Annotated in this window: 15 protein-coding genes; 9 read left to right on the top strand and 6 right to left on the bottom strand. The window is 69.0% G+C overall.

What is annotated here, in order from left to right; all coding sequences use genetic code 11:
• The first annotated feature begins 108 nt into the window (after nt 1–108).
• The 4 genes from ABD204_RS02830 (at nt 109) to ABD204_RS02815 (ending at nt 4,689) form a co-directional block, all read left to right on the top strand.
• The gene (locus ABD204_RS02830) at nt 109–2,634 is read left to right on the top strand and encodes an ATP-dependent Clp protease ATP-binding subunit (protein ID WP_194423180.1); all 2,526 of its coding nucleotides are present in this window, start codon (nt 109–111) and stop codon (nt 2,632–2,634) included.
• A 114-nt stretch (nt 2,635–2,748) separates the two neighbouring features.
• Entirely contained in the window at nt 2,749–3,252 is a 504-nt protein-coding gene (locus tag ABD204_RS02825; protein ID WP_194423179.1) for an amino-acid N-acetyltransferase, read from the top strand.
• Nucleotides 3,253–3,333: 81 nt separating this feature from the next.
• A complete protein-coding gene (locus tag ABD204_RS02820; RefSeq protein ID WP_194423178.1) occupies nt 3,334–4,014 on the top strand; it encodes a hypothetical protein in 681 nt (226 codons plus the stop codon).
• Nucleotides 4,015–4,278: 264 nt separating this feature from the next.
• Nucleotides 4,279–4,689: a dehydrogenase gene (locus ABD204_RS02815; RefSeq protein WP_194423177.1), complete on the top strand. Its 411-nt coding sequence runs from the start codon at nt 4,279–4,281 to the stop codon at nt 4,687–4,689.
• A 4-nt stretch (nt 4,690–4,693) separates the two neighbouring features.
• On the opposite strand, the gene radA is transcribed toward ABD204_RS02815, so the two are convergent.
• From radA to ABD204_RS02785, 6 genes are all read right to left on the bottom strand, one after another.
• Complete coding sequence (radA, locus tag ABD204_RS02810) at nt 4,694–6,061, bottom strand: DNA repair protein RadA (protein WP_194423176.1); 1,368 nt, start codon at nt 6,059–6,061, stop codon at nt 4,694–4,696.
• Between the two features lie 57 nt (nt 6,062–6,118).
• On the bottom strand, nt 6,119–7,237 hold the full coding sequence (locus tag ABD204_RS02805; protein ID WP_194423175.1) for an acyl-CoA dehydrogenase family protein: 1,119 nt from the start codon (nt 7,235–7,237) through the stop codon (nt 6,119–6,121).
• A gap of 15 nt (nt 7,238–7,252) precedes the next feature.
• Entirely contained in the window at nt 7,253–9,058 is a 1,806-nt protein-coding gene (locus ABD204_RS02800; RefSeq protein WP_194423174.1) for an adenine deaminase C-terminal domain-containing protein, read from the bottom strand.
• Between the two features lie 102 nt (nt 9,059–9,160).
• Nucleotides 9,161–10,285, bottom strand: a complete 1,125-nt coding sequence (add, locus tag ABD204_RS02795) for an adenosine deaminase (protein ID WP_206697129.1) — start codon at nt 10,283–10,285, stop codon at nt 9,161–9,163.
• A 144-nt stretch (nt 10,286–10,429) separates the two neighbouring features.
• Nucleotides 10,430–11,182: a GntR family transcriptional regulator gene (locus ABD204_RS02790; protein ID WP_194423173.1), complete on the bottom strand. Its 753-nt coding sequence runs from the start codon at nt 11,180–11,182 to the stop codon at nt 10,430–10,432.
• Nucleotides 11,179–11,652: a PPC domain-containing DNA-binding protein gene (locus ABD204_RS02785; protein ID WP_194423172.1), complete on the bottom strand. Its 474-nt coding sequence runs from the start codon at nt 11,650–11,652 to the stop codon at nt 11,179–11,181. Before ABD204_RS02785 ends, ABD204_RS02790 begins: the two co-directional genes overlap by 4 nt.
• 227 nt (nt 11,653–11,879) lie before the next feature.
• On the opposite strand from ABD204_RS02785, the gene ABD204_RS02780 reads away from it, so the two are divergent.
• Genes ABD204_RS02780 through ABD204_RS02760 form a run of 5 tightly spaced genes read left to right on the top strand, consistent with a single transcriptional unit; the run spans nt 11,880 to nt 18,162 of the window.
• A complete protein-coding gene (locus ABD204_RS02780) occupies nt 11,880–13,085 on the top strand; it encodes an amidohydrolase family protein (RefSeq protein WP_194423171.1) in 1,206 nt (401 codons plus the stop codon).
• A 34-nt stretch (nt 13,086–13,119) separates the two neighbouring features.
• Nucleotides 13,120–14,724 (top strand): ABC transporter substrate-binding protein, encoded by a 1,605-nt coding sequence (locus ABD204_RS02775; protein ID WP_194423170.1) that lies wholly within the window; start codon nt 13,120–13,122, stop codon nt 14,722–14,724.
• Entirely contained in the window at nt 14,724–15,749 is a 1,026-nt protein-coding gene (locus tag ABD204_RS02770; RefSeq protein ID WP_194423169.1) for an ABC transporter permease, read from the top strand. Before ABD204_RS02775 ends, ABD204_RS02770 begins: the two co-directional genes overlap by 1 nt.
• Complete coding sequence (locus ABD204_RS02765) at nt 15,746–16,543, top strand: ABC transporter permease (protein WP_194423168.1); 798 nt, start codon at nt 15,746–15,748, stop codon at nt 16,541–16,543. Before ABD204_RS02770 ends, ABD204_RS02765 begins: the two co-directional genes overlap by 4 nt.
• Nucleotides 16,540–18,162, top strand: coding sequence for a dipeptide ABC transporter ATP-binding protein (locus ABD204_RS02760; protein ID WP_194423167.1), 1,623 nt, complete (start codon nt 16,540–16,542; stop codon nt 18,160–18,162). Before ABD204_RS02765 ends, ABD204_RS02760 begins: the two co-directional genes overlap by 4 nt.
• The last annotated feature ends 67 nt before the right edge of the window (nt 18,163–18,229 follow it).

Genomic DNA, 18,229 nt, shown 5'->3' with positions numbered 1-18,229 from the left:
CGGGGATATGCCCCTGGCGAACAGCGGCCCCTCGGATGCCGCCGCTGGCTAACCTCGATGTATCGCGCAGCAGTGCGACCTGCACCCCAAGCGCCGAGGGAGTGAACGATGTTCGAGAGATTCACCGACCGTGCCCGTCGCGTGGTTGTGCTCGCCCAAGAAGAGGCGAAGATGCTCAACCACAACTACATCGGCACCGAGCACATCCTGCTCGGGCTGATCCACGAGGGGGAGGGCGTCGCCGCGAAGGCGCTCGAGAGCCTCGGTATCTCGCTCGACGCTGTGCGCGAGCAGGTGCAAGACATCATCGGCCAGGGGCAGCAGCAGCCCACCGGCCACATCCCCTTCACGCCGCGGGCGAAGAAGGTGCTCGAGTTGAGCCTGCGCGAAGCACTGCAGCTCGGTCACAACTACATCGGCACCGAGCACATCCTCCTCGGCCTCATCCGCGAGGGGGAGGGCGTCGCCGCTCAGGTGCTCGTCAAGCTCGGCGCCGACCTCAACAAGGTCCGCCAGCAGGTGATCCAGCTGCTCAGCGGCTACCAGGGCAAGGAGCCCGCCGGGGTCGCCGCGGGCAGCGGTGAGCAGGCCCCCTCCGGCGCGCAGGGCGGATCTCAGGTGCTCGACCAGTTCGGTCGGAACCTCACCCAGGCGGCTCGAGACAACAAGCTCGACCCGGTCATCGGCCGCGAGAAGGAGATCGAGCGGGTCATGCAGATCCTCTCGCGTCGCTCGAAGAACAACCCCGTCCTGATCGGTGAGCCCGGCGTCGGGAAGACCGCCGTGGTCGAAGGTCTCGCCCAGGCGATCGTCAAGGGCGACGTGCCCGAGACGCTGAAGGACAAGCAGGTCTACTCGCTCGACCTCGGGTCGCTCATCGCCGGCTCCCGCTACCGCGGTGACTTCGAAGAGCGCCTGAAGAAGGTCACGAAGGAGATCCGCACGCGCGGCGACATCATCGTCTTCATCGACGAGATCCACACGCTCGTCGGCGCCGGTGCCGCGGAGGGCGCGATCGACGCCGCCAGCATCCTCAAGCCGTTGCTGGCTCGAGGCGAACTGCAGACCATCGGCGCGACCACGCTCGACGAGTACCGCAAGCACTTCGAGAAGGATGCCGCTCTCGAACGTCGCTTCCAGCCCATCCAGGTCAACGAACCGGCCCTGCCGCACGCCATCAACATCCTCAAGGGGCTGCGCGACCGCTACGAGGCGCACCACAAGGTGCAGATCACGGATGGGGCGATCGTCGCCGCCGCGAACCTCGCCGACCGCTACATCGCCGACCGGTTCCTCCCCGACAAGGCCATCGACCTGATCGACGAGGCCGGCGCGCGCCTGCGCCTGTCGATCCTGTCGAGCCCGCCGGAGCTGCGGGAGTTCGACGAGAAGATCGCCAAGGTCCGTGAAGACAAGGAAGCAGCCAGCGAGGAGCAGGACTTCGAGAAGGCCGCTTCGCTGCGCGACGAGGAGAAGTCGCTGCTCGCCGAGCGGTTGCGCCTTGAGAAGCAGTGGCGCTCCGGTGACGTTGCGAGCCACGCCGTCGTCGACGAAGGACTGATCGCGGAAGTCCTCGCGCAGGCCACCGGCATCCCGGTCTTCAAGCTGACCGAGGAGGAATCGAGCCGCCTGGTCTTCATGGAGAAGGCCCTGCACCAGCGTGTGATCGGCCAGGAAGAGGCCATCGCCGCGCTGTCGAAGACGATCCGCCGCCAACGCGCCGGTCTGAAAGACCCCAAGCGTCCGTCGGGCTCGTTCATCTTCGCCGGCCCGACCGGTGTCGGAAAGACCGAACTGGCCAAGGCGCTCGCCGAGTTCCTCTTCGACGACGAGGGTGCCCTGATCTCCCTCGACATGTCGGAGTTCGGTGAGAAGCACACCGTGTCGCGTCTGTTCGGTGCCCCTCCCGGATTCGTCGGTTTCGAAGAGGGCGGTCAGCTCACCGAGAAGGTACGCCGCAAGCCGTTCTCGGTCGTGCTCTTCGACGAGATCGAGAAGGCGCACCCCGACATCTTCAACTCGCTGTTGCAGATTCTCGAAGAAGGTCGTCTGACCGACGGCCAGGGGCGCCTCATCGACTTCAAGAACACCGTCATCATCATGACCACGAACCTCGGTTCCCAGGCGATCGCCGGTGGCCCGGTTGGGTTCCAGGTCGAGGGTGACACGTCGACGACGTACGACCGGATGAAGGGGAAGGTCAACGAAGAGCTGAAGCGTCACTTCAAGCCGGAGTTCCTCAACCGTGTCGACGACATCATCGTGTTCCCGCAGCTGAACCGCGGCGAGCTCATCCAGATCGTCGACCTGTTCACCAAGCGGCTCAGCGAGCGCCTGCTCGACCGCGACATGACGATCGAGCTGTCGCTGCCGGCGAAGGAGCGACTCATCGAGGTCGGCTTCGACCCGGCCCTGGGAGCTCGCCCGCTGCGTCGCGCGATGCAACACGAGATCGAGGATCGTCTCAGCGAGAAGATCCTGCACGGAGAACTCAACCCCGGCGACCACGTCAAGGTCGACGCCGAGAACGGCGTCTTCCTGTTCGAGCACGGTCCCCGTGGCGAGAAGGTCTCGGTGGGGGTGGGTACCGCGGGAGAGATCACCGCGACACCGGACATCGCCGCCTCCAGCTGAGGCCACGCGACACGAGGGCGGATGCCCGTCGCACCCTCCCGGGAAGACCGGGGCCGGTGCGACGGCATCCGCCCTTCCGCATGCCCCCCGGATCCTGCGGCGTATGGTGGAGGGATGGCCGAATACGTCGTGCGTCCTGCCCGAACCCGCGATGTGCGGCCCATCCAGGCGATGCTCGAGCCGTACGTGCACAAGCGCATCCTGCTCGGTAAAGACCTGGTGGTGCTCTACGAAGCGGTGCAGCAGTTCTTCGTGGCCGAGGACGGTGACGGCAATCTCATCGGCTGCGGTGCCCTCCACGTCATGTGGGAGGAGCTGGGTGAGGTGCGCACGCTCATCGTCTCGGACGACTGGCTGCACAAGGGGGTCGGTACGGCCATCGTCGATGCGCTCGAGACGCAGGCGCGCGAGCTCGGACTCACGCGCCTGTTCTGCCTCACGTTCGAAGTGGAGTTCTTCGCGCGGCGGGGGTTCGAGACGATCGGCGAGCAGGTGGTCGACCCGGATGTGTACTCGCAGCTCATCCGGAGCCCCGACGAAGGGGTGGCGGAGTTCCTCGACCTCGCGCACGTGAAGCCGAACACCCTCGGCAACACGCGAATGCTGAAGACGCTCTGACCTTCGGCCCCGCGACGTGCGGATCGTCGTCATGGGCGCGCCCACAGCGTGCGCGCGGGCGGCGTGCGTACCCTGGAGGGCATGAGCGGCGACACCCCGCGCAGGCGGCGACACTCCCCGGCGGTCTATCGTCGGCGGCGACTGGCCGTCCTGCTGGTGTTGATGGTGGTCGTCGCGGGTCTGGTCTGGCTGTTCGTCGCCCAGCCTTGGCAGGCGTGGGCGGCATCGGAGTCGGGGCCCACTCCGACGCCAACGGCGTCATCGGCGAGTCCGACCGCGACGCCGAGCCCGACGGCGAGCGAGACGCCCGCCGCGCAGGCGAGCGCATCTCCGGAGGAGTCGGAGACGCCGACCGCGACTCCGTGCGTGGCGCGAGACCTGACGGTCGAGGCGGTCACCGACAAGTCGGAGTACGCGGCGGGGGAGAATCCGTTGCTGTCGATCCGACTCACCAACAACGGTGCGGACTGCACGTTGAACGTGGGAACCTCCGCGCAGTCGTTCACCGTGATGAGCGGCTCCGACGTGTGGTGGCGCTCCACCGACTGCCAGAGCGAACCCAGCGACATGCTCGTCCTGCTCGAAGCGGGGCAGACCGTGGAGAGTTCGACGCCGGTCGAGTGGGATCGCACCCGTTCCTCGGTCGACACGTGTTCCGAGGCGGGGCGACCGGGCGCTCCCGGCGGAGGCGCGTCCTACTATCTGGATGTGGAGATCGGCGGCGTCTCCTCGACGGAGCCGGCGTACTTCCTGCTCTACTGAGCCGGCGCCCCAGCTCGACTGATATATCGTCCTGTCCCCCAAAGAGGGGACAGATACGGTTTCGTACTCGGGTTAGACTGGACGCGCTTCGGTGTACGCCTGGAACTGTCCCCAGCAGCTGATCCTTCCCAGTGGATCACCCAGCGGGCCACGAAGCTTGCTCCGACTTCTGTCGTGAGCGTGACGTGGGGCCGAGTCGATCCCCCAGTTCGCCTCGTCCCCACGTCCCCCTCTTCTCTCCCGCTCGCCGGATAGGCTGGAGCGATGGCGTCAGGCAAGAAGCGCTCGAAGAAGTCCGAGTCCCTCGAGTTCCGCAACACGCAGTTGACGGATGCGCTGCAGACCCAGGACATGGCCGCGGTGGCCTTCGCCTTGCGGCACGGCCCGACCGTGGTGCCGCTGATGACCGTGGGGGATCGCGACAATCCGCTCGACGTGGGGGAGGTCTGGACCTACCGGGACCCGACCTCCGGGGATGTCGCGCTGCTGCTGTTCAGCGACGCCGCCCACAAGCCGGAGAGCCTTCCCGCGGGCGTGGCGTTGCAGTCCCCGCAGTGGCTCCGCGCGTTCCTCGCCGCGCATGAGGAGGAGATCACCACGGTGTTCCTGGACATCGCCGGGCCGCATCCGATGCAGGCCACGCCGACCGATCTCCTCGCGGCACTCGACGCCTGATCACTCAGAACCCCGGCGCCGTCTCGGCCGATGCAGGGGCGGCGAAGCGGTCCATGGCCCGGAGCGCCGCGGACACGGTGCGCTGCTCGGCGTCGACGACGGTGCTGAAGCCCAGGCGCGCCGCTTCGGTACGCCGTTGCGAGGCCTGCGTGACCGGTCGGATCTCGCCGGCCAGGGTGAGCTCGCCGATCGCCGCGGTGCCGCGCGCGAGGGCCCGGTCTTTGAGCGAGTTGGCGATCGCGACCGCGATCGCGAGGTCGGCGGCGGGTTCGACGAGTCTCACGCCTCCCACGGTCGATACGTACACGTCATGCTGTGACAGCGGGAGGCGGGCGCGCTTCTCCAGTACCGCGAGGATCATCGCGACGCGGGCGCCGTCGACGCCGTTGACCACGCGTCGGGGGTTCGGGGCGGTCGTGTCGATGGTCAGGGCCTGCACCTCGACCGGGAGGGCGCGGCGACCTTCGAGCGCGATGGTGACGCACGTGCCGGGGACGGGGTCTCCATGACCGAGGAACAGCGCGCTCGGGTCGGGGACCTCGGCGATGCCGTCGCCGGTCATGTCGAAGCACCCGACCTCGTCGGTCGGGCCGAATCGATTCTTCAGCGCTCGCACGAACCTCAGCGACGTCTGGCGGTCGCCCTCGAAGTGGCAGACGACGTCCACGAGATGCTCCAGCACGCGGGGGCCGGCGATGGATCCGTCTTTGGTGACGTGGCCGACGAGGATCACCGGGAGATTGCGCTCCTTCGCCACGCGGATGAGGGCGGAGGCGACTTCGCGGACCTGGGACGGGTGCCCGGCCGCGCCGTCGCTCAGCGCGGAGGCGACCGTCTGCACCGAGTCCACGATGAGCAGGTCGGGACGCACCTCGTCGATGTGGCCGAGGATCGTCGCCAGGTCGGTCTCGCTCGCGAGGAAGAGCTGCTCGTGGAGGGCGCCGGTGCGTTCGGCGCGGAGGCGCACTTGGGCGGTGGACTCCTCACCGCTGGCGTAGAGCACCCGACCACCTGCGCGGGCCGACTGTGCGGCGACCTCCAGCAGCAGCGTCGACTTGCCGACCCCGGGCTCGCCCGACAGGAGGATGGCCGCGCCGGGGACGACACCGCCTCCGAGTACGCGGTCGAACTCCGCGACCCCGGACGTGCGCCGCGGGGTGTCCCGGGTGTCGACGTCGGTGATGGGCCGTGCCGCGCGCTGCGCGGAGGGGGCGACCGCGGCGACGGAGCGGACGATCCCGGTCTGTTCGGCCGCTTCGACGACGGTGCCCCACTGCTGGCACTCGCCGCATCGCCCGACCCACTTCACGGTGGTCCACCCGCACTCGGTGCACCGGTACGGGGCGGTCTGGGTCGTGCGTCTGGTGGCCATCACCGCAAGGCTACGCGCGGCGTGCGACATCGCCGCGTCGACCGGGTGGTGGCCTCCTCAGACGCCGGCTTCCAGAACGGCCTGCCCCACGATCTCCTGGCTGAACGGCACCGAGTAGGCCATCAGCGCGCCGGCCTGCGCATCTCGCACGATCCGCTGGATGGGTGAGCGCACGAGGTATGCGCCGCCACCGCCGACACGCAGGGCCAGCGCCGCGGCGGTCTTGGCGACCTCATTGGCGAGCATCTTCGTCTCGGTCGCGGCGGGCATCGCCTGGGGGTTCTTGCCGTCGGCGAGCCATGCGGTGCGCTCGGCCATGAGAAGAGTCGCGGTCACCTGCGCCCAGACCATCGCGGTCTCCTGCTTGACCCACTGCTGTTCGGCGAGCACGGCGCCGCCCTTCGCCCGGTGGGCGGTGGCGGAGAGGGCGTCGAGTGCGGACTCGGCGATGCCGATCGAGATGAACGCGAATCCGACGGTGATGAGGTTGGCGTAGTCGACCGGGGGTATCCCGCACATGCGTGCGGATGGCAGCGGAGTGGCGTCGAAGGCGATTGTGCGGCTGCGTGTGGCCCGCATGCCCATGGTCTCGTCGATCGGCGGGAATGAGACCGTCTCGTCCACGGTGACGCCGAAGAACGCGGGGTGGCCGTCGACGCGGGCGTTGAGGAAGAGGTGGTCGGCGGCTTCGGATCCCGACACGAAGAGCTTGCGCCCGGTCAGGCTCCACCCGCCGTCGACGGGCGACGCATCCTGCTGGGAGGCCAGGAAGTGGTTGCCACCGGCCGGTTCGCTGAGGGCGTTGGCGAACCGCTTGCCCGCGCGCAGTTCACCCGCGTAGAACGCCGCGGCCTCCGCCGGCGCCGTCGTCACCAGTGCGTGGGCGGCGCCGATGTGCATGAGCCAGACGGTGGCCACCGCCGGGTGCGAGCGGGCGAGGATGCGCACGATCTGGCCGAGTGTGGCATACGACACGCCCTGGCCGCCGTGTTCGACCGGGAGGAAGGCGGTGTCGAGTCCGCTGTCGGCAAGTGCGCGCAGATGCTCGATCGGAAGGCGGGCGGCGATGTCGTCGTCGGCGACGGTCTCGGCGAAGCCCGCGGCCAGTGTCGTGACGGTGTCGATCCAGTGCTGTTCGTCGGTGGGGACGGCGACGGGGGAGGGGCGGGTGAGCATCGGGGTCCTTTCGGGTCAGGGATGCCGGTCGGCGTCGGTGTGGCCGCACGCGTGGACGGGGCCCGGGAGCAGGACGTCGACGACCTCCTGCGAGAAGGTGTCGACGAGTCCCCGTTCGGTCACGCCCAGATCGGGCACGACATAGAGGCCCACGAACGACAGGATGATGTACGGGGAGGGGATGGGGCAGCCGAGCGCGGCCGTGACGGCGTGCGCGTGCTCGAGCGCCGCGGCGGTCTGTTCGAACGGGGCGTCGCTCATCATGCCGCCGACCGGCAGCTCCACGCGCGCGAGCACGTCGTCGCCGTCGACCGTGACGAATCCGCCTCCCATCGCGCGGATCTCCTCGACCGCGCGCAGCATCGAGGCGTCGTCGGCGCCGACGACGGCGATGTTCATGTTGGGGCAGTTCATCGAAATGGCGATCGCGCCGCGGCGTAGCCCGAATCCACGCACGAATCCGATTCCGGCGAGGGGCTCGGCGTGGTGGCGATCGATCACCGCGATCTTGAGGACGTCGGTCGCGGTGTCGCACTGCACAGCGCCCCCCGCGACCGGGAGTTCGGCCTCGAAGGCACGCTTGAAGTAGCCGTCGTACATCTCCATCGCCCGCACCCGGGCCCGAGGCGTATCGGCCGACACCCGAAGCAGGGCGGGATCGATCACCTCGGGTAGACGGATGCTGTCGCGCGTCCACGCCGGGACCTCGTCGTCCACGTCGAACACCGCGCGACCGTCGCGGGCGACCACGGAGCCGGCGACCATCACGGTCGTCGGCTGCACCTCGGCGAGGTCGGGGATGATCTGCAGATCGGCGAGCCGCGACGGCGCGAGCAGGCCGAGCACCTGGTCGAGTCGGTAGTAGTGCGCCGGCTGCGCGGTGGCCATGCGGTACGCGAGCACCGGGTCGACGCCGAAGCGGACGGCCTGACGGACGTGGTGGTCGATGTGGCCCTGTCCGCTGAGGTCGAGGGCGTGCTTGTCGTCGGCGCAGAAACACATGTGGCGGAGGGCGGGTGCCACGGCGTCGAGGTCGGCGAACAGGGGCACCGTGTTGTCGGCGAGGGAGGACCCCATGACGGTGACCATCGCGCCCAGCCGGGTGCGTTCGAGCACTTCCTCGACGGTGGCCGCGTTGTGGTCGTCGCCGACGCCGGCGGAGAGGTAGCTCCACAGGGTCTCGTGCGATTGCGCGGCGGTGTGCCCGGTGATGCGGCGTCCCGCGACCAGGGCCTCGCGGAAGCGTGCCGTGGACACCTCGCCGAGGTCGAAGGGGTTTCCCTCGCCGAGTGTGGCGGTGACATCGTCGTGGAGGCGCGTGAGCACGGTCTCCTCGGGAATGACGGCGCCGCCGCGTTCGAGCGTGGTCGAGGCCGGGGTCGTGGGGGATACCTGCTGGAAGATGTGGAACGGGGCACCGGTGGTGAGCATGTAGTCCATGCCTTCCGGGCCCCAGACGTTGGCCGCCGCGTTCGGGTCGGTCAGCACCGTGGTCGTGCCGCGTGGCACGCTCACGCGCGCCAGTTGGCCCGGCGTGAGGTTGGTGTATTCCACGTGCAGATGCGCGTCGATGAACCCCGGCACAACCCAGGAGCCCCGCGCGTCGAGCTCGCGCCCGGCGCCGGTCACGTGGCCCCAGGGGGTCAATGTGGCGATGTGGCGTCCGGCGATGAGGATGTCGCGCTCGAGCCACTCCTCGGTGCCGGGGGAGAGGACGAGGCCGCCGCGCACGATGACGTCGGGCCGCTCCAGGCCCGCCGCGACGGCCCGCAACCGCATCAGTTCGGCGGTGGTCGGGATCAGCTGCGTCTTGTCGGTCATCCGGTCTCTTCTCCGGTGCGGGGGGTCGTCGTCCCGTGTGACGGGGAGACCGCCGCCATCATGTCGCGGGGGGTCGACACGATGGCGACGGCCGGCTCGGGGTCACCGCAGCGATGCGCTGACGGTGAGCAGTTCTGCGGACAGGTCGCGCTTCAGATCGTCGTCGGCGAACGAGGCGTCGATGGAACGCTGGGCGAACCCGATCATGTCGGACAGGTCGAACCCGAAACGCTCCGCCGTGACGGCCCAGTCGACATCCAGCGTGGTCCCCATCGGTGCGGGGTCGTCGGTGTTCACGGTCACGAGCACTCCGGCGTCGACGAGCCTGCGGAGGGGGTGCGCCCCCCAGTCCGGGTAGATCCCGAGGGTGACGTTCGACCTCGGGCACACCCCGAGGCTGATGCGCTCGTCGACGAGGCGTGCGATGAGAGCCTCGTCCTCGACGGCGCGCACCCCGTGGTCGATGCGTTCGGCCTGGAGGAGATCGATCGCGTCCCAGACCCCGTCCGGTCCGCTCGATTCCCCGGCGTGCACGGTGCGGTGGAAGCCGGCGCGGGCCGCGCCGGCGAAGGCGTCGCGGAACTTCTCGCCCGTGCGCCCGGCGACCTTCTCGTCACCGTCGACCGAGAGGGCCACCACGCGCCGGGGGCGGGCGCGGGCCAGCTCGGCGACGATCGTCTCGGCGTCGACGGCGCTCTGCGACCGGAGGAGCGAGTAGGCGATGTTCACCCGACACAGGCCGTCCTGCTCGGCGTCGTCGAGACCGCCGGCGAGTGCATCGAGCAGGGCGAACTCGCGCCCTCGCCAAGCGTTCCAGTGCGTCGGGTTGACGATGACGTCGCTGTAGCGCACGCCCGCGGCGGTCTGGCGGGCGGCGAACGCGTAGGCGACCCGTGCGGCCTGCTCGGCCGTGCGGACCAGCCCGCACTGCCAGTCGAGGAAACGGAGGAAGCCCGTGAGTCCTGCCGCCCCGGCGCCCGAGCCGCCACCCGATGTCACTTCCGGTGCGACGTAGTCGGCGTGGGTCGAGATGTCGAAGATGGTCGCAGCCGGCCCCGGCAGGGGGACCCCGTTCTCTCTCGCGAGGGTCAGCAGGTCTATCAGCGAGAACGTGCCCTCAAGGTGCACGTGCACCTCCGCCTTCGGGAGGGCGCGGATCTGCTGCTCGTCGACGCGGACGGTGGTGGCGGGCGGATGTGGCATGACGACCTTTCCGAAGACGCTCACGACAATAGCCCAGCACGCCCACTTGTCGACAAGTGCACGGATCGAGAACGCCACAGATGTAACACGATGGAAATCATCCCCGGAAATGCGCGTGAACTGTCACCCGACGATCCCGCCGGGGTTCTCACTTGTCCACAAGAAGGCTCATCCGCCGTGCCAGGGCGGGCGTACCGTGCGCACCACCGAGTAGGAGGCCACGGCGGGGTTGTGATACTCGAGGCTGTACATCAGCCGCTTTCCGCTGGCGCCGACGCCGACGAGCTCGAACGTCATGACCGGCGTCCCGACGGCGAGCTCGAACGTCGTCGCCAGCGCCTCGTCGAGCAGGGCGACCCCGGGGGTGCTGACCTCCCAGATGACCGGTTCGCCCCAGACGCGGTGAGCGAGGTCGAAGATCGATTCGCCGTCACGGGCCTCGATCTCGTCGGCGAGCGGGACGACGTCGTCGGCCACCATCGCGACGGTCTCGTCGGCGCGCCATCGTTTCCGCGCGCGGTGGGCGCGCGTGGCCGGGGGGAGCTCCATGAGCGCCGCGGCCTGCGACGGGAGCGTCCCGGTCTGCGAGCTGAGGACTTCGACGCTCGCACGGTAGCCGAGGCGGTCGAGCAGGTCGGTGTGCTCGAACTGCTCCTCGAGCCGCACGCTCAGCCGCAGCGCGACGGGGTCCACCGTCGTGACGGTGCCTTGGCGCCGCCGGACGATGCCCTGGGCCTCGAGGGTGGACATCGCGTTGCGGAGCTGCTGCCGGGTGCACCCGAGTCGTGCCGTCAGCTCGTGCTCGCCGGGCAACGGTGCCCCGCTCTCGGCGGCCTCCCTGACGAAGCGCAGCAGACCGTGCTGCATGCGAAGAGCGGCCGGGTCCCCTCCGGGGGGCGGCAGGGGCAGGGTGGTGCTCACGAGGTCGCCTCGGCGCGCTCGGCGAAGTCCAGGGTGGGGAGCCCCCAGGTCTGGTCGGAGGGTGTGCGGAGCATCCGGGGGTTCAGCACTTCGTCGATGACGATCTCGACGACGTAGTGGGCTTCGGCGGCGAGCACGTGGCCGGCGAACGCGCGCGCCCCGGCGTCCTTTCGCCCGACGGCGAGGTGGACGTGGACGACATGGCCCTCGGCGCCGGTGGTGATGGTGCCGGACCCGATCCCCTCCGTGTAGGGGATGCGCACGCTCTCGGGCAGGGGTGGTTCAGGGTCGGCCGACGGGGTCTGCGCGGCGATCAGCTCCACATCGCGGAAGGCGCCGCTGAGGGTGACGATGACACCCTGTGAGATCCTGTGGTGGGCACATGCGCTCGCGATCGATCCGATCAGATCGTCGCCCGGTGCCAACGAGACCGCGATGCGGCGGCCGGTTTCCAGTGATGCGCTCCGCATCGTTCCCCCTACTTTCCTCGACTTATCGACAAGAGAGCCGATCGAGACGCAACCAGCATTCCTCATTCCCTTCAAAATCACGGTTCATCGTTTGTTTCTGACCTGTAAAACATCCTCTTCAGGTCGACTTGTTGACCTTTTTCTGAATCGTGGTAGGTAGTGTGGCCGTTCGTGTGCCGAGCCGGCACGAGGAGAGAGCCGGAGTCCGGCACACGAGAGGGGCCCGCGTGGCGCAGACGGAGAAGCGGATTGCGGCGATGTCGCTGTGGGACGGCGACGCCGATCGGGGCGTGCGCTCGCTCGCATGGCAAGACGGCGTCATCTCCGCGGTCGGGACGCCGCAAGGTGAGGCCGATGCGCAGTACAGCGTGATCCCCGGTCTGGTCGACACCCACGTGCATATGGACTCCCACGCCGGATCGGGGTCGGTCGACTGGATGACCTGGCCTCTGATCACGCCGGCGGAAGAGCGGTCGCTGCACGTGGTCGCACACGCACGACGGGCCGCGGCCGCCGGGGTGACCACGCTGCGCGACCTCGGGGGGTCGACGGTGCAACTCGCCGCCGCGCGCGCTCTCGAGGCGGGCCTGGTCCCCGGACCCCGCCTCCGTGTGAACTGCCCCGTGGGCATGACCGCCGGGCACGGCGACCTGTTCACCCCGCCGCACTTCCCGCATCGGGCGCCGACGGCCGACTCACCCGATGAGTGCCGCAAGCTCGTGCGCCAGTGGGCGCGTTCGGGAACCGACGGCATCAAGATCTACACCAGCGGTGGCGTGCTCTCGGTGGGAGACAAGGTCGGTTGGCGCAACCAGACCACGGCCGAGATCGCCGCGACCGTCGACGAGGCGCACGCCCTGGGCATGCTCGTTGCCGCCCATGCCCACAACGCGGAGGGGATCGACCTGGCGTTGGAGTTCGAGGTCGACTCGATCGAGCACGGAACCGGCATCGAGGAACGCCACTGGGAGATCCTCATCGAGCGCGACATCCCCGTCGCGCCGACCCTGCTCATCAACGACGCGATCGCCGAGCGTCGCTTCCCCGTCAGCGACGAGGCGGCCGAGAAGGCGCAGGCGGTCGTCGCCGAGCGCGACGCCAACTTCGTCGGGGCCGCCGCCGCCGGTGTGCGTTTCGTGCTCGGCACCGACGCCAACGGGGTGATGATCGCGTTCGGAGACCAGCTCGAAGAGATGCGCCTCATGCGGCGTAGCTTCGCCTGGACCTCCGAGCGCACCCTCCGCGCGGGAACCTCCGACGCCGCCGACGCCATCCGGATGGGTCAGACCACCGGACGCCTGATTCCGGGCCTCGGCGCCGACTTCATCGTCGTCCGCGGTCGCCCGTGGGAGGACATCGACACCCTGACCACCGAGAACATCGTCGCCGTCGTCGCCCGCGGTGAGCTCGTGGCCGGCACCCTGCCGGACTGACGCACCACCCCCTCCATCCCCCTAGGAGAAATCTGTGATCACCCGAACCCGAGCGGCCCGTTGGGCCGCCGTCCCCGCCGGCCTCACCGTCGCCGCAGTAGCCCTCTCGGCCTGCTCCGGCGACGCCGAAAGCGCCGCCACTCCCAACGCCGACCTGCCGCAGGACATCGTCTTCGCCCTGATGGAAGACGCCGGTTGCATCGACCCGCAGCAGACGTCGGTCACGACCGCACTGAACGTCGGTCGCCAGCTGACGGACTCGCTGCTGGACCAGGACCCCGACACCGGTGAGATCGTCCCGTGGCTCGCTGAGAGCTGGGAAGTCAGCGACGACCTCACCTCCTACACCTTCACGCTGCGCGACGACGTCACCTTCAGCGACGACACCGCGCTGACCAGTGAGGTCGTGGCCACCAACTTCGACACCATCATCGAACTCGGCGGCTCCGCATCTCTCGCCGGCGCCTACCTCGAGGGCTACACCGGCACCGACGTGATCAGCGACACGGAGTTCACCGTGAACTTCGCCGAGCCCAACGTCGCGTTCCTGCAGGGCGCCACGACGATGTCGCTGGGCATCCTCTCGGAGGCGTCCGCGACGGCCACTCCGGAGGAGCGCTGTGCCGCACCGATCGGCTCCGGGCCGTTCGTGCTGGATTCCTACGTCGCCAACGATTCGATCGTGATCGACCGTCGCGATGGCTACGACTGGGCCTCCGAGCTGCGCGGGCACGAGGGTGAGGCCTACCTCGAGACGGTGACCTTCCCGATCATCACCGAGGCGAGCGTGCGCACCGGTGGGCTGTCCTCGGGCGAGTACGACGCCATCCAGGACCTGCCCTACATCGACGAGTCGCGCTTCACCACCGACGAGTACAACCTGTACGCCAAGGCCAACCCCGGCGTGCCGAACTCTTTCGTCGTCAACACCACGCAGGGGTTGCTCGGTGACGAGAGCGTCCGTCAGGCGATCACGATGGGACTGGACCGCGACCAGATCAACGTCATCGCCGGCTCTGTCAGCGGCGCGGCACCCACCAGTGTGCTGACCAGCTCGACCCCGGGCTTCACCGACCTCGGTGACACGCTCGCGTACGACCCCGACGGCGCGACCGCCGTCCTCGAGGCCGACGGGTGGGAGCTCGGATCCGATGGCATCTACGAGCGTGACGGACAGCCGCTGACGGTCACCGTCACCGCCTTCTACGCGCAGGACGTCCTCGAGGCGGCGCAGCAGCAGCTTCGCGAGGTGGGTATCGACCTGCAGCTGAACATGGTCACCGCCGGTGACTTCTTCGGCGCGATCGCCACGGGCGACTACGAGATGCTCGGCGCAGGGCTCACCCGCACCGACCCCGACGTGCTGCGTGTGCTGCTGTCGGTCGACTCGCCTTCGCGCTGGGGCATCGTCGACGACGCCGAGCTGGAGGCCCTGCTGCAGGAGCAGAGCATGACCGCCGACGTCGACGCGCGTCAGGAGATCGTCGATGAGATCCAGGAGATCGTCGCCGAGCGCGCGTACGTGATCCCGACCCTGCAGACCGTGCAGCTGCACGCGTCGCGCGCGGGTGTCGAAGGCATCACGTTCGACTCGGCCTCGCGCATCCACCTGTACGACACCGTCGTCACCTCCGAGTGATGACCACGCCGGTGCAGCGCGTGGACGCAGGGACGACGACACGGGGACGGGTCGGGGTGGCGGTTCGCTTCCTGCTGCCCAAGATCGGCCAAGCCCTGTTCGTGGTGTGGGCCTCCTACACCGTCGCGTTCCTGTTGATCCACGCGCTGCCCGGCGACCCGATCCTCGCCGCGCTCGCCGTGCGCGGTGGGGACGCGACCAGCACCGACCCGGAGGTGCTGGCGGAATTGCGTGCCCGATACGGCCTGGACGGGCCCGCCTGGCAGCAGTACCTGACCGGCTTCTTCGGGATCTTCCGAGGTGACCTGGGGGTTTCGATCGCCACCGGGATCCCCGTCTCGGAGACGATCCTGCGGGTGGCCGGACCGACGGCGGCACTGGCCGTCTTCGCGTTGGTCGTCGGCTTTCTGATCGCGCTCGTGTTCACGGTGTGGGCCTACATCGCACGACCGGGATGGATGCGGAACCTCGTGCTGCAGATCCCGCCGCTGGGTATCGCGATCCCCGCCTTCCTGACCGGGCTCGTCCTCATCACGGTGTTCTCCTTCGGCCTCGGGTGGTTCCCCGCCTCGGGTGCGACAGGATTTTCGAGTGTGGTCCTGCCGGGCATCACCCTGGCGCTGCCGACGGCCGCGGTGTTCTTCCAGGTGTTCTCCGCGGCGGTCTTCGATGCCGGAGCCAGCCCCTTCGTCTTCACCGCCAACGCCAAGGGGCTGTCGCAGACGACGGTGGTCTTCCGCCACGTGCTCCGCAACGCGATGCTGCCCGCGATCACGATCATCGGTCTGCAGATCGGATACCTCGCCGGGGGCACCGCCGTGGTCGAGACGGTGTTCTCCCGCGACGGGATCGGGCGTCTGATGGTCGACGCGGTGCTCGCGCGCGACATCAACGTGCTGCTCGGCATCGTGGTCGTCGTCGCCACCGTCTACGCGGTGGTCACCCTCATCGTCGACGCGCTGTACGGCGTGATCGACCCGCGTACCCGAACCCGACTGATCGGGTCGAAGGGAGGCCGGCGGTGAAGTACCTCCGTCACCCCGACGTCGTCGTGTCGGTCGTCATCCTCGCGCTGACCGCGCTCGCCGTCATCGCCCCCGCTCTGCTGGCCCCGTACGACCCGTACCAGTCCGTCGGCGCTCTGCGTCTGGCCCCGCCCAGCTGGGAGCACCTGTTCGGAACCGACCATCTCGCGAGGGACGTCTTCTCCCGCGTCATCTACGGGGCGCGTCTGTCGCTGTCGGCGGCCGGCCTCGCCGTGGTCGCCGGTGTCACCGCCGGGGCGATCATCGGCCTGATCACGGGGTATCTGCGTGGCCCCGTCGACGCCGTCGTGATGCGCTTCGTCGATGTCGTCATCGCCATCCCCGGCATCCTGCTGGCACTCATCGTCGTCGCCTCGCTCGGGTTCGGGCCGGTCGCGATCGGGCTCGGCGTGGGGCTGGGCACCTCGGGGACGTTCGCACGCGTGATGCGCGCGCAGGTCATCCGGGTGCGCTCGGAGGAGTACATCGAAGCGGCGCGCACCCTCGGAGTGCGCGGACCCACGATCCTCGTCCGACACGTCCTTCCCAATGCGGCGCGACCGATCATCGCCATGGCCGCTCTCGAGCTGGCACTGGCGATCCTGGCCGTATCGGCGCTGAGCTTCCTCGGTTTCGGGGCCCAGCCGCCGGCACCCGAGTGGGGTTCGCTCGTGTCGGCCGGCCGGGACTTCGTCGCGGTCGCCCCGTGGCTGAGCATCCTCCCCGGTATGGTCATCCTGCTGGTCGTGCTCTCGGTCAACCGTGTCTCTCGATTCATCGGAGGGGAACGATGACCCCCGCACCCCTGCTCACCGTCCGTGACCTGCGGGTGGAGTACACCACCCCCGCGGGCGTCAACCCGGCGCTGCGCGGTGTCGACCTCGACATCGGACGCGGCGAGGTGCTCGCACTCGTCGGTGAGTCGGGTTCGGGCAAGAGCACGATCGCGCATGCACTGGTGCGCCTGCTCCCGGGCGAGGCGTCGATCGTCGGCGGCTCGATCGATTTCGACGACATCGACGTGATGCGGCTGTCGCAGCGTGCGCTGCGTCGCGTGCGCGGTGCGCGCATCGGATTCGTCCCGCAGGATCCCTCCCACAGCCTCAACCCGGTGGTGCGCATCGGTGAGCAGATCGCCGAGGTGGTGCGTCGCCACCTGGGACTCACACCGCCGGACGCGCGTCGGCGTGCGGTCGAGATCCTCGACGAGGTGGGGATTCCGGAGCCGGGACAACGGGCGCGTCAGTACCCCCACGAGCTGTCCGGGGGTCTGCGCCAACGTGTGCTGATCGGCATCGCGTGGGCATGCAATCCCGATCTCGTCATCGCCGATGAACCCACCAGCGCTCTGGATGCCACCGTGCAGCGGCACGTGTTGGACCGGATGCAGGCCCTGCGGGAGAGTCACGGTACATCGGTGCTGCTGGTCACCCACGACCTCGGCGTCGCCGCCGATCGTGCGGATCGGATCGTCGTGGTCAACAAGGGTGAGATCGTCGAGCGGGGCACGTCGACCGAGGTCCTGACGAATCCGACGCACGAGTACACCCGTCGTCTCGTCGCCGCGGCGCCGGGACTGCGCAGTCGCCGTCTGGAACCGACCGGCGGAACGGTCCGCGCCGTCCCCGAGACGGCGGAGCCGTTCCTGCGGGTGCGGGGTCTGGCGAAGAGCTACGGGTCGGCATCCGCGCCGATCGTCGCCGCCGACGGGCTGGAGTTCGAGATCGCGCGCGGTACCACTTTCGCGATCGTGGGGGAGTCGGGCTCGGGCAAGAGCACGACGGCGCGCATGATCGCACGCATCGTCGAACCGGATGCCGGGACGATCATCTTCGACGGGGCGGACATCACGCGGCTACGAGGTACGGCGCTACGTCAGCTGCGCCGTCGACTGCAGGTGGTCTATCAGAACCCGTTCGGGTCGTTGGACCCGAGGATGACCATCGGGGCGATCATCGATGAGCCGTTGCGGGCGTTCGGGATGGGTTCCCGGGCCGATCGTGCCTCAGCCGTACGCGCACTGATGGCCGATGTGCGTCTCGATCCGGCCTTGGCCGACCGTCGGCCTGCGCAACTTTCCGGCGGCCAGCGTCAGCGCGTCGCGATCGCGCGGGCCCTCGCGTTGCGGCCCGAGATGATCATCCTCGATGAGCCGGTATCGGCTCTCGACGTGTCGGTGCAAGAACAGGTGCTGCAGCTGCTGGTCGACCTTCAGGCCGAGCACGATCTGACCTACCTGTTCATCTCCCACGACCTCGGTGTCATCCGGCAGATCTCCGACGAGATCGCGGTGATGCGGCGCGGCGTGATCCTCGAGCAGGGGTCGGCCGGGCGCGTGTTCGCCGAGCCGCAGCACGATTACACGCGGGATCTGTTGAGCGCCATCCCGGGTGGCGGCGTCTCCGCCGGCTGAGCGGGGCCGAGGTCGGCGCAATACCGGATGCCGCGCCGCCCGCGGGAGTGCAGACCTCGTCGCGGCG

The sequence above is a fragment of the Microbacterium aquimaris genome (genome assembly GCF_039531285.1).
Lineage (GTDB): Bacteria > Actinomycetota > Actinomycetes > Actinomycetales > Microbacteriaceae > Microbacterium > Microbacterium aquimaris.
This window is presented reverse-complemented; position numbering and strand designations above follow the sequence as displayed.